A 12,148-nucleotide genomic window follows, 5' to 3' on the forward strand; every position below is an offset into this window, starting at 1 on the left:
GACCTGCGGTGAGGGGCCATTGCGGCGCCGATCACTTCCCAGGTAGCTTTCGAGCGCTGGACGCGGCTGCGGATCGAGGACGATCCGCTCGGGGGCTGGAGCGTCGACGGTCGGCCCTCTCATCACGATCAAGGGGGAAGCCCGTGGACTCTGCACGCACGAGGAAGCACTGGATCAGATCGGGGGCGGCGCTGCTGGGCGTCGCAGCGGTGACGGCGGGATCGCTCGTCGCCGCCGCACCCGCATCAGCCGCGAGCCGTGAGGTGCAGGCGTCGCCCGCGCCCTTCGTCTGGAAGGACATCGACCAGTTCGGCGTCGCGAAGGGCCTGTCCGTCTCCTCCGACGCGGAGACCATCACCGTCGAGCTCCCGGCCGCGAGCGCGTCCGCCGGGTTCACGGAGTGGTCGCACCCGGGGTACGAGACCGTGGACTGGCGCCTCAGCACCAGCGATGCCGACTTCGTGTCGGGCTCCTCGGCCGTAGACGCCGCCGCCAACACCATCGAGATCCCGCTCGAGCGCACGGTGGGCTCGTTCGAGCAGCCCGCGGTGAGGCTCGACCTCACCGCGGAGGCGCCGCAGGCGGACGACGCCTACGTCCCCCCGGCGCTCGAGTCCACGACGGGCTTCGACCTCAGCGTCACCGCCGGCCTGACCGTCGCTCCGGCGAGCGGCGAGGACGAGGCCGTGGTCGACCTGTCCGCGACCACTCCGAGCTCGACCCGCCACGACGGCGTCTTCTGGGCCGGCGGCGGCAGCCTGACCGACGCGGGCGCCGGCGACGTCGTCGTCGTCGAGACGGGCGTGCCCGGCTTCTTCGGCACCTCCGTCCGGGCCACCGTCGGAACGGACGGCACCCCGGCGCTCACCGCCCCCGCTAAGGTCCTCGACGACGGCTCGTCGGTCGCGGTGAAGCCGAACCAGGACTTCTACGACCGGTACCAGAACTTCGGCGACACTTCGCTCACGGGCGCTCCCTCCATCCGCGTCACGGGAGCCGGCCGCGGTGTCGAGCAGCCGGCGGGCTCCGCCTTCGTCGTCCGGGTGCCCCTCAGGGTCGTCGCGTCGACGACTCCGCCGACCACCGGGCCGACCCCTGGCAACGGTCCGACGGTGACCCGCCTCGCGGGCACCGATCGCCAGGGCACCGCCGTCGAGATCTCGAAGGCGACCTTCGACACCCCCGGCGTCCCCGTCGTCTACATCGCCACCGGCGCGAACTTCCCCGACGCGCTCAGCGCCGGTCCCGCCGCCGCGAAGCAGGGCGGCCCGCTCCTCCTGGTCGACCGCGACTCTGTGAGCCAGGTCGTGCGCGACGAGCTCACCCGTCTCAAGCCCCAGCGGATCGTCGTCGTCGGCTCCGACCTCAGCGTCAGCGACGCCCTCGCGACCGACCTCGGCCAGTACGCGAACGGGAGGGTCTTCCGCCTCGGAGGCACCGACCGCTACGACACGTCGCGGAAGATCATCGAGAGCGCCTTCGGCACCTCGCCGAAGGGGGCCTGGCTCGCGACCGGCGAGAAGTTCCCCGACGCGCTCAGCGCCACCGCCGCCGCGGGCAAGAACTCCGCCCCCGTCGTCCTCGTGAACGGCGGCCTCCCGGCGGCCGACCCGACCACTGTCGGGATCCTGACGCGGCTCCGGCCGCCGGTGCTCACCATCGCGGGATCCGAGCTGTCGGTCAGCGCCGGCATCCAGAACTCCCTCACGGTGCCGGCCGGACCGGTCGTCAACCGCATCGGCGGGGTCGACCGCTACGACACCTCGGAGCAGCTCAACCTGGCGGCCTTCCCCCGCGGGTCGAAGACCGTGTTCCTGGCCACCGGAGAGAACTTCCCCGACGCCCTGGCGGGAGCCGCGGCCGCCGGGGGCACGGGGAGCCCCCTCTTCGCCGTGCCCCCGACCTGCGTGCCGGTCAAGGTGCTGCAGGACATCAAGGCCGGCGGAGCGACGAGCGTCGTCCTCCTCGGCGGCACCGGCACCCTGTCCGACGCCGTCGCGAAGCTGACTCCCTGCAGCTGACCCGACCCGCACCACGACGAGGGCCCTCCTCCCGCTCCGGCGGGGGAGGGCCCTCGGTCGTTCCCGGCTCGGGACGCCGACGGTCGGATACGCTGGGTCGGATGGACAGCACCACCCGGCACGCGGACTCGACGCGCGCCGCGCTCGAGGAGTCCGGGAAGAAGGTCGGGACGTGAGCATCCGCCGCTCCAACTTCGAGGGCCAGCCGCAGGTCACCTACGCGGCGGTCGGCGGCACTCTGGCACCCGACCTGCTCGAGTACCCGCCGGACGGCTTCACGGCCGAGCGTTTCGAGGCCCGTCTCGGCTCGGGCGACGAGCGCTTCGCCATCACCACCGCCTCCCTGATGACCTGGGGCGTGCAGCGCGGCAGCGGCATCGAGGTGACCGACGTCACCAGCGGGAGCGGCGTGCAGTACACCGGCGTCAACTTCGACGCGGCGGGCACCCCGATCGACCTCGTTAGCCGGCCGACGGAGGAGCACTTCGCTCCCGACGGCACCCCCTACATCACCGCCGGCGTGACCGCCGTGCTCCGCGTGACCCTGCTCGGCCGCGTCTTCGACGCCCCGGTCCGCGTGGTCTACGTCGTCGACGAGCCCGACCAGGTCGGCTTCGCCTACGGCACCCTCGAGGGCCACCCCGAGAGCGGCGAGGAGTCCTTCGTTGTCGAGAAGCGCGCGGACGACTCGGTCTGGCTCGTCATCCGGGTCTTCTCGCGACCCTCCACCCGTCTCTACCGCCTGGGCGCGCCGGTGCTGCGCGCCGTGCAGAAGCGCCAGGTCGCCAAGTACCTCCGCGCGCTGCTGCCGGCGCGCGTCAGCTGACGTGGGGAGCGCCCTCCCGATCGCCGATCCTGCTCCGCTCGACGGCGGACTGCCCGCGTCCGTCGTCGACGGCGTGGAGCAGCGGGACCTCGGCCTCTACGTGCACGTGCCGTTCTGCCGGGTCCGCTGCGGGTACTGCGACTTCAACACCTACACGGCGACCGAGCTCCGCGGGGCGAAGCAGCAGGACTACGCCGACGAGGCGATCACCGAGATGGCTCTCGGTGCCGAGGTGCTCGAGCGCGCGGGCCTGCCCCGGCGCCCCGCCCGCACGGTCTTCTTCGGCGGCGGGACGCCCACCCTCCTGCCCGCCGGCGACCTGGTGCGGATGCTGGACGGTCTCCGCACCCACTTCGGGGTCGCGCCCGACGCCGAGATCACCACCGAGGCGAACCCGGACTCCGTCGACGCCGCCTACCTCCGCGCGCTGGCCGAGGCGGGCTTCACCCGCGTCAGCTTCGGGATGCAGTCGGCCGTGCCGCACGTCCTCGCCACGCTCGAGCGCACCCACGACCCGGAGCGGGTCCCGCTCGTGGTCGAGTGGGCGCGGGAGGCCGGCCTGCAGGTCAGCCTCGACCTCATCTACGGCACGCCGGGGGAGTCCCTCGCGGACTGGGAGCGGTCGCTCGACTCCGCGCTCGCCAACCGGCCGGACCACCTCTCGGCCTACGCCCTGATCGTGGAGGACGGCACGAAGCTCGCCCGTCAGATCCGCCGCGGCGAGGTCGCGACCCCGGACGACGACCTCACGGCCGACATGTATGAGCTCGCCGACGCGCGCCTGGCCGCTGCCGGGTACTCCTGGTACGAGGTCAGCAACTGGGCGCGCGACGACGCCCACCGCTCCCGGCACAACCTCTCGTACTGGCTCGGCCACGACTGGTGGGGCGTCGGTCCCGGCGCGCACAGCCACGTCGGAGGCGTGCGCTGGTGGAACGTGAAGCACCCGGCGGCCTACGCCGACCGGCTGAGCACCGGGGTCTCGCCCGCTGCCGGGCGGGAGACGCTCGACGCGGGGACGCGGCGGGTGGAGGACGTGCTGCTGCGCTCGCGCCTGGCGGACGGGCTGCCCATCGACGCGATCGACGCCGATCGGCGCAGCGAGGTGGCGGGGCTCATCGCCGACGGCCTCGTCGACGGCCGGGCGGCGCTCGGCGGCCGGATCGTGCTGACCCTGCGCGGCCGTCTGCTGGCCGACGCGGTCGTGCGCCGTCTCACCGACGGCTGAGGCCGGATCCCGGGGCGGCCGGCGCACCGCCGCCCCGGTGCCGCGGCTACTTGAAGAACGGGATGCTGAGCGGGTACGTGTAGTACTCGCCCGCGCTGGCGCGCACCGAGGCGATGATCGCGAAGACGATCACCAGGATCGGCACGACCAGGAACACGATGAAGCCGACGAGGACGAAGGACAGGATCGTCCCGGCGACGTAGGCGATCAGCGTCGTCAGGTGGAAGTTGAGGGCCGTCTTGGCGTGCGCCTCGAGGAACGGTCCGCGCCCCTTGAAGACCAGGAAGACGATCAGCGAGGGCAGGAAGCTGAAGAAGATGCCGGTCACGTGCGTGACGATCGCCCAGGTCTTCTCGTCCGCCGGGTTCAGCGGCGGAGCCGGGGTCCCGTAGACGGGGGGCGGGGGAGGGGTGGCCGACATGATGGTCTCCGTTCCGGCGGCGGCGACGGGCGTCCCCCGTGCGCTCGGCGTCCATCGTGGCATGCGGCGACTCCCTCCGCACCGGGCCGCGCGGGACCTCCTCCTCGGGGATGACGGGGCTCCTCCCCGCGGCCCTGCAGGAGTGCACCCCGGCCGATCCCCGCGCAACCCCGCCGGGCGGTCCGCCTCCCGGTTATGATTGGCACTCAGAGTTGCGGAGTGCCAGGCTCCGCGCGGCGTCAGCGCCGCAGACGGTCGTGCCCGCGGGCACTCGGAGTCCGGCGGGAGGTCGGTCGTATGGTCACGGAGCGCGGTCTCCAGGTCCTGCGCGTGATCGTGCAGGACTACGTGGCGAACCGGGAGCCGGTGGGCTCCAAGTCGATCGTCGAGCGCCACGCGTTCGGCGTCTCGGCCGCCACCATCCGCAACGAGATGGCCCAGCTGGAGGAGGAGGAGCTGATCGCGGCTCCGCACACGTCCTCCGGACGCGTGCCAACCGACAAGGGCTACCGCCTCTTCGTCGACCAGCTCGCCGACCTGCGCCCGCTCACCTCCGCGCAGCGCCAGGCGATCGAGACGTTCCTCGGGCAGAGCCCGGACCTCGACGAGGTGCTGGTCAAGACCGTCCGCCTGCTGTCGCAGCTCACCAACAGCGTCGCGCTCGTGCAGTACCCGTCGTTCGGAGCCGCACGGCTGCGCCACGTGGAGCTCGTCGCCCTCGCTCCCCGCCGCCTCCTGTCGGTGCTGATCACCGACACCGGCCGGGTCGATCAGCGCGTGCTCGAGACCCCGGAGGACGTGGACGACGCGCTCCTCGGCGAGATCCGCGCGAAGCTCAACACGGCCGTGCTGGGCCTCGGGCTCCAGCAGGCGGCCGAGACGCTCGGCTCCGTCGCGGAGCGCTTCAGCCCCGAGCGGCGCCACGTGCTGACGCCGATCGTGCAGACCCTGCTCGAGCAGGTCGGCGCCAACCGGCAGGACCGCCTGGTCATGGCCGGCGCCGCGAACCTCGTCCGCACCGAGGAGGACTTCTCGGGCAGCATCTACCCCGTGCTCGAGGCGATCGAGGAGCAGGTGGAGCTGCTGCGCCTCTTCGCCGAGATGACCCCGGACCCCCGGGGCATCTCGGTGCGCATCGGCCGCGAGAACGCGCCGTTCGGGCTGCAGGAGACCTCGGTGCTCACGAGCGGGTACAACACCGCGGGCGGCCAGGTCTCGCGCCTGGGCGTGCTCGGCCCGATCCGGATGGACTACTCCGGCAACATCACCGCGGTGCGCGCCGTCGCCCGCTACCTCTCCCGCCTCCTCGGCGAGGAGTAGGCCCGACCTCCCGGCCCCCGCCGGATCCCCCCGGTGCGCCGTGCCCGGCCCACCGACCCACGAACGAAGGACGAAGCCACCTGTGGCCGATCACTACGAAGTGCTGGGCGTCGACCGCGACGCCTCCGCCGACGAGATCAAGAAGGCGTACCGCCGACTCGCCCGCGAGCTGCACCCCGACGTCAACCCGAGCGCGGACGCCTCCGAGCGCTTCAAGCTCGTCACGCACGCCTACGACGTCCTGAGCGACGCCCAGCAGCGGGCGCAGTACGACCGCGGGCCCCAGGAGGGCTTCGGCGGCGGCGGCCAGGGCTTCGGCGGGTTCGGCGACATCTTCGAGACCTTCTTCGGGCAGGGCGCGCAGGGCTCGTCCCGCGGGCCGCGCTCCCGCCGCGAGCGCGGCCAGGACGCCCTGCTGCGCGTGGAGGTCTCGCTCGACGAGGTCATCTTCGGCACCCACCGCGACCTCGAGGTCGACACGGCGGTGCTCTGCGAGACGTGCCAGGGCTCGTGCTGCCAGCCCGGCACCTCGCCGGTGACCTGCGACATCTGCCACGGCTCCGGCCAGATCCAGCGCACGGTCCGCTCGCTCCTGGGCAACGTGATGACGGCGAGCCCCTGCGGCACCTGCCGCGGCTACGGCACCGTCATCGCGACCCCCTGCTCCACCTGCCAGGGCCAGGGACGCGTCCGCGCCCGCCGCACCATCCCCGTCGACGTCCCCGCGGGAGTCGACACGGGCCTGCGCCTGCAGATGCCCGGCAGCGGCGAGGTCGGCCCGGCCGGCGGCCCCAATGGCGACCTGTACCTCGAGATCAAGGTCAAGCACCACGACGTCTTCAGCCGCAACGGCGACGACCTTCTCTGCACCCTCGAGGTGCAGATGACGGACGCGATCCTCGGCTCCACGGCGTCGCTCAAGGCGCTCGACGGGGACATCGAGATCGAGATCAAGCCGGGCACGCAGAGCACCGAGATCGTCACGATCAAGGGACGCGGAGTCACGCGCCTGCGGGGCAGCGGACGCGGCGACCTCCGCATCGGCATCCAGGTCGTCACCCCGACGAAGCTGGGCCACCGCGAGCGGGAGCTGGTCCAGGAGCTCGCGAAGCACTACAAGCCGCAGAAGCCCGCGCTGACCCACTTCCAGCAGGGCCTGTTCTCCAAGCTCCGCGACCGCTTCCTGGGCTGAGCCCGTGGCGCATCACTACATCGACGAGTCGCTGGACTCCGGCGGCTTCGTCGTCGGGGGCCGGCTCGCGCTCACCGGCGCGGAGGCACGGCACGCCGCGACCGTCAGCCGGATCCGCGCGGGCGAGAGCGTCCGGGTCGGTGACGGGCGCGGACTCGTCGCGACCGCGGTCGTCGAGAGCGCGGAGCCGGCGCGAGTGGTGCTCGTCGTGGAGTCGATGCAGGAGTCCCCGGTTCCGTCCCCGCGCCTTGTCCTCGTCCAGGCCCTCGCGAAGGGCGACCGCGACGAGCTCGCCGTGCAGGCGGCGACCGAGCTCGGGGTGGACGAGGTCGTCCCGTGGCAGGCCGCGCGGTCGATCTCGCGGTGGTCGGGCCCGAAGGAGGAGAAGGGGCGCGAGCGCTGGCGGGCCATCGTGCGCGAGGCGAGCAAGCAGTCGCTGCGCCCCCGGGTGCCCGAGGTCGCGCCGCTCGAGCAGGTGCGCGGTCTCGTCGCGCGCGCCGCGACGTCCCGCGTGCTGGTCCTCGAGCCCTCGGCGCAGGCGCGGCTCTCCCAGGTGGTCCCGGACGGACGCGACCTGGTGCTCGTCGTCGGGCCCGAGGGCGGCATCGCTCCGGAGGAGCTGCGGCTGCTCGCGGAGGCGGGCGCCGAGGCCGTCGCGCTCGGCGACTCCGTCCTGCGCACCTCGACCGCAGGTCCCGCTGCCATCGCCGTCCTCTCGGCCCGCCTGGGCCGCTGGTGACGCTCCTCCACAGCCGCCTCGGGGCGCCGGAGCAGGGTGCCGTGGGCGAACGCGGCGCCCGTCGCGCACGGGCCCCGTTTAAGATGAGTGCATGAGCGAACCCACCGTCTTCACGCGCATCGTCCAGGGCGAGATCCCGGCCGATGTGGTGTTCGAGAACGAGCGCATCCTCGCGATCACCGACATCGAGCCGAAGGCGCCCGTCCACCTCCTCGTCTTCCCGAAGACCCAGGAGCACGCCACGGTCGCCGCCCTCGCCGCCGCCGATCCCGCCCTGCTCGCCGAGATGGTGCAGGTCGCCCAGTCGCTCGCCGACGCCCACAGCAACGGTCAGTTCCGCCTCGTCTTCAACTCCGGCGAAGAGGCGGGCCAGACCGTGTTCCACGTGCACGCCCACGTCCTGGGCGGCCACCAGACGGAAGGCTCCCTTGCCACCGGTTGAGAACACGGGCGCGAGCCCCGACGAGCGTCCCGCCCCCGGCGCGGACGCGTCCGAGACGACGCGGCGCGTCGTCGCCGTCGACGGAGTCGCGATGGTGCGCCTCCTCGGACCCCAGGACCGCCTCATCCGAGCGGTCGAAGGACGATTCCCCGATGTCCGGGTGCACGTGCGCGGCAACGAGGTGACGCTCGACGGCGAGCGCGAGCCCGTCGCCGCGGCGACGCGCCTGGTGGAAGAACTGGTGCGCATGACCGCGAGCGGGCACGATCTCGACCCGGAGGGCGTGCGCGAGTCCGCCCGCATCCTGCAGAACGGCGGGCCGGTGAGCCCGGCCGAGGCGTTCGGCCAGGCCATCCTCACGGCACGCGGACGGAGCGTGAGGCCCAAGACGCTCGGGCAGCGCGAGTACGTCGACGCGGTCGATCAGAACACCATCGTCTTCGGCATCGGCCCGGCCGGAACCGGCAAGACCTACCTGGCGATGGCGAAGGCCGTGCAGTCGCTGCAGCGCAAGGAGGTCGAGCGGATCATCCTGACCCGCCCGGCGGTCGAGGCGGGGGAGCGGCTGGGCTACCTGCCCGGCTCGCTCACCGACAAGATCGACCCGTACCTGCGCCCGCTCTACGACGCGCTGAACGAGATGATGGACCCCGAGATCGTCCCGAAGCTGCTCGCGGCCGGCACGATCGAGGTCGCGCCGCTCGCCTACATGCGCGGGCGCACGCTCAACAACTCGTTCGTCGTGCTCGACGAGGCGCAGAACACGACGCCCGAGCAGATGAAGATGTTCCTCACCCGCCTCGGCTTCGGCTCCAAGATGGTCGTCACCGGCGACATCACCCAGGTCGACCTGCCGACCGGCGCGAGCGGACTCCGCCTCGTGACGCGCGTGCTCGACGGCATCGACGACATCCACTTCTCGCGCCTGACCAGCGAGGACGTGGTGCGCCACAGCCTGGTCGGCCGCATCGTGGACGCGTACACCGAGTACGACCAGCAGAAGCAGGCGCAGCACTTCGAGCGCGAGCAGGCCCGGGAGTTCGCGAACCGCGCCGAGCGCCGCGGCCAGGCCGCCCGCCCGCCCGGCGACCGCCAGCCTCCGCGCGGCTGAGCCCGCCCGCCCCTCCCGAACCGAAGGAAGACCCGCCCCCGTGAGCATCGAGATCAACAACGAGTCGAGCGTCCCCGTCGACGAGGCCGCCCTGCTGCGCCTCGCCGGCTACGCGCTCGACTCGCTCCACGTGCACCCCGACGCCGAGCTCGCGATCGTGCTGGTCGACGAGGGCGCGATGGAGCAGCTGCACGTGCAGTGGATGGACGAGCCGGGACCGACCGACGTGCTCAGCTTCCCGATGGACGAGCTGCGTCCCGGGACCGAGGACGAGCAGACCCCCGCGGGGCTCCTCGGCGACATCGTGCTCTGCCCGCAGGTCGCGCAGTCCCAGGCCGAGTCGGCCGGCCACTCCGTGCTCGACGAGCTGCAGCTGCTGACCGCCCACGGGCTCCTTCACCTGCTCGGCTTCGATCACGCCGAGCCGGAGGAGGAGCGCGAGATGTTCGGCATCCAGCGCGACATCCTGGTCGGCTTCCACATCAGCGAGCGACGCCGCTAGAGCGCGCCGTGCCCACTCTCCAGCTCCTCATCGCCGCCCTCGCGCTCGTCGCCGTCGGCGGCTGGTTCGCCGCGACCGACGCCGCACTCGGCGTCCTCTCGCGCAGCGACCTGCTCGACATGGCCCAGCACTCCCGCAGCGCCCGCGCTCTCCGCGCGATCGCGGGCGACATGAGCGCCCACGTCAACGTCGTCAACTTCTCGCGGATCGCGGCCGAGACGACGGCCGCGGTGTTCGTCACCACGGTGCTGGTCGTCGAGGTCCCGCAGCTCTGGCTCGCGCTCCTGCTGGCGGTCCTGATCATGGCGGCGGTCTCGTTCGTCCTGGTCGGCTCCAGCCCCCGCAGCGTCGGGCGCGCGAACGCCCGCGCGGTCCTGTCCACCAGCGCCTCGCTCGTGCACGTGCTCCGGCTCGCGCTGGGCCCGGTCGCGCACGGGCTCGTGGCCCTCGGCAACCGGGTGACGCCGGGGACCGGGCGCTCGGCGGGGTTCTCCTCCGAGGAGCAGCTGCTCAGCATGGTCGACGAGGCGACCGAGCAGGACGTGCTCGAGCAGGACGACCGCGAGCTGATCCACTCGATCTTCGAATTCAACGACACCTTCGTCCGCGAGGTGATGGTGCCCCGCACCGACATGGTGACGATCGAGGCGACCTCCTCCGTCGGCGCCGGCATGGGGCTCCTGCTGAGCCGCGGCATCTCCCGGCTCCCCGTCATCGGCGACGGCGTCGACGACGTCCTCGGCGTGCTCTACCTGCGCGACGTGGCCCGGCACACCTACGAGCGGCCGGACGACGACGACACGGTCGCCGATCTCGCGCGCCCGGCGCTGTTCGTGCCCGAGTCGAAAAAGGCCGACGAGCTGCTCCGCCAGATGCAGCTCGAGTCCAACCACCTCGCGATGGTGGTCGACGAGTACGGCGGCATCGCGGGCCTGGTGACGCTCGAGGACCTGATCGAGGAGCTCGTCGGCGACATCTCCGACGAGTACGACCGCGAGGTCGACCTCTTCGAGGAGACGGCGCCCGGGGTCTACCGCGTCTCGGCGCGCCTGCCGGTGGACGAGCTCGGCGAGCTGTTCGAGCTCGACCTCGAGGACGACGACGTCGACTCGGTCGGCGGACTGTTGACCAAGGCCTACGGGCGCCTCCCCGAGCGCGGCGCGACGGCGCGGATCGGCGGAGTGCTGCTCGAGGCCGAGCAGGCGGACCCGCGCCGTGGGACCATCTCCACGGTGATCGTCCGCCGCGATCCCGATCTGGACACCGCCGGCGAGCCCGGCACCGGCCCCGTCGCGATCATCGCGGACGGCGGCACCACCACCCCCAGCCCGAGCACGGCTCCCACCCGCGGAGCCACGGGCGATCAGCACGAGGACGCACGATGACCGACACCACTCCCGCCGCCGCTCCCTACCGGGCGGGCTTCGTGTCCTTCGTCGGCCGCCCGAACGTGGGCAAGTCGACGCTCACGAACGCCCTCGTCGGCGAGAAGATCGCCATCACGAGCTCGAAGCCCCAGACCACGCGGCGCGCGATCCGCGGCGTGGTGCACCGCACCGACGGCCAGCTGATCGTCGTCGACACCCCCGGCATCCACCGGCCGCGCACGCTCCTCGGAGAGCGGCTGAACTCGCTCGTCACCTCGACCCTCGGCGACGTCGACGTCATCGGGATGCTGTTCCCCGCGGACGAGCCGATCGGCCCGGGAGACCGCTTCATCAACGAGCAGCTCGACTCCTTCCCGCGCGCTCGGAAGGTCGCTATCGTCTCGAAGGTCGACCTCTCCTCGAAGAAGTCCGTGGCGAAGCAGCTGCTCGCCGTCTCGGAGCTGCGCGAGTGGGACACGATCGTGCCGATCTCGGCCGTGACCGAGGAGCAGCTGGACGTCCTGGCCGTCGAGCTCCTGCGCCTGATGCCGGTCTCGCCCGCCCTCTACCCGGAGGAGGCGGTGACCGACGAGGACCTGTCCTCGCGGATCGCCGAGTTCATCCGCGAGGCCGCCCTCGAGGGCGTCTCGGACGAGCTGCCGCACTCCCTCGCCGTGACGCTCGACGACATGGTCGAGCGCGAGGACGGCTCGCTGATCGACATCTACGCCAACGTCTTCGTGGAGCGCGACAGCCAGAAGGGCATCATCATCGGCAAGGGCGGCCAGCGCCTGCGCGAGGTGGGAGCCGTCTCCCGCGAGCAGATCGAGCGCCTGCTGGGCCGCCGCGTGTTCCTCTCCATCCGGGTGAAGGTCGCCAAGGAGTGGCAGCGCGACCCGAAGCTGCTGGGGCGCCTGGGCTTCTGACGCCGGAGGACGACCGCGGTCACCCTCCAGGACGACGCCCCCGGGCGCGCGGA

General features: G+C 72.4%; 12 protein-coding genes. 11 read left to right on the forward strand and 1 reads right to left on the reverse strand.

Annotated elements, in window-relative coordinates:
• Positions 1–143 precede the first annotated feature (143 nt).
• From C5C36_RS07665 to hemW, 3 genes are all read left to right on the forward strand, one after another.
• Positions 144–2,021: a cell wall-binding repeat-containing protein gene (locus tag C5C36_RS07665; RefSeq protein ID WP_146085317.1), complete on the forward strand. Its 1,878-nt coding sequence runs from the start codon at positions 144–146 to the stop codon at positions 2,019–2,021.
• Between the two features lie 172 nt (positions 2,022–2,193).
• Positions 2,194–2,847 carry a DUF1990 family protein gene (locus C5C36_RS07670; protein WP_258072228.1) on the forward strand — a complete coding sequence of 218 codons (654 nt, stop codon included), beginning with the start codon at positions 2,194–2,196 and terminating at the stop codon, positions 2,845–2,847.
• Between the two features lies 1 nt (position 2,848).
• Positions 2,849–4,075, forward strand: coding sequence for a radical SAM family heme chaperone HemW (gene hemW, locus C5C36_RS07675; protein WP_104309520.1), 1,227 nt, complete (start codon positions 2,849–2,851; stop codon positions 4,073–4,075).
• Between the two features lie 46 nt (positions 4,076–4,121).
• Here hemW and C5C36_RS07680 read toward each other — a convergent pair whose 3' ends face one another.
• Positions 4,122–4,496, reverse strand: coding sequence for a DUF4870 domain-containing protein (locus C5C36_RS07680; protein ID WP_104223130.1), 375 nt, complete (start codon positions 4,494–4,496; stop codon positions 4,122–4,124).
• 297 nt (positions 4,497–4,793) lie between these two features.
• On the opposite strand from C5C36_RS07680, the gene hrcA reads away from it, so the two are divergent.
• The 8 genes from hrcA (at position 4,794) to era (ending at position 12,095) form a co-directional block, all read left to right on the forward strand.
• Positions 4,794–5,816: a heat-inducible transcriptional repressor HrcA gene (gene hrcA / locus C5C36_RS07685; protein ID WP_104223131.1), complete on the forward strand. Its 1,023-nt coding sequence runs from the start codon at positions 4,794–4,796 to the stop codon at positions 5,814–5,816.
• A gap of 82 nt (positions 5,817–5,898) precedes the next feature.
• A complete protein-coding gene (gene dnaJ / locus C5C36_RS07690) occupies positions 5,899–7,008 on the forward strand; it encodes a molecular chaperone DnaJ (protein WP_104225203.1) in 1,110 nt (369 codons plus the stop codon).
• Between the two features lie 4 nt (positions 7,009–7,012).
• Positions 7,013–7,747: a 16S rRNA (uracil(1498)-N(3))-methyltransferase gene (locus C5C36_RS07695; RefSeq protein ID WP_104248360.1), complete on the forward strand. Its 735-nt coding sequence runs from the start codon at positions 7,013–7,015 to the stop codon at positions 7,745–7,747.
• A gap of 91 nt (positions 7,748–7,838) precedes the next feature.
• Positions 7,839–8,189, forward strand: coding sequence for an HIT domain-containing protein (locus tag C5C36_RS07700; RefSeq protein WP_104225201.1), 351 nt, complete (start codon positions 7,839–7,841; stop codon positions 8,187–8,189).
• A gap of 91 nt (positions 8,190–8,280) precedes the next feature.
• Positions 8,281–9,300: a PhoH family protein gene (locus C5C36_RS07705; protein WP_104225204.1), complete on the forward strand. Its 1,020-nt coding sequence runs from the start codon at positions 8,281–8,283 to the stop codon at positions 9,298–9,300.
• Between the two features lie 40 nt (positions 9,301–9,340).
• Entirely contained in the window at positions 9,341–9,802 is a 462-nt protein-coding gene (gene ybeY, locus C5C36_RS07710) for an rRNA maturation RNase YbeY (protein ID WP_104223424.1), read from the forward strand.
• Positions 9,803–9,810: 8 nt separating this feature from the next.
• Positions 9,811–11,187, forward strand: coding sequence for a hemolysin family protein (locus C5C36_RS07715; protein WP_104223425.1), 1,377 nt, complete (start codon positions 9,811–9,813; stop codon positions 11,185–11,187).
• Positions 11,184–12,095 carry a GTPase Era gene (era, locus tag C5C36_RS07720; protein ID WP_104223426.1) on the forward strand — a complete coding sequence of 304 codons (912 nt, stop codon included), beginning with the start codon at positions 11,184–11,186 and terminating at the stop codon, positions 12,093–12,095. Before C5C36_RS07715 ends, era begins: the two co-directional genes overlap by 4 nt.
• The last annotated feature ends 53 nt before the right edge of the window (positions 12,096–12,148 follow it).

Origin of the sequence: Rathayibacter sp. AY1G1 (assembly GCF_002932095.1) — a bacterium.
GTDB lineage: Bacteria > Actinomycetota > Actinomycetes > Actinomycetales > Microbacteriaceae > Rathayibacter.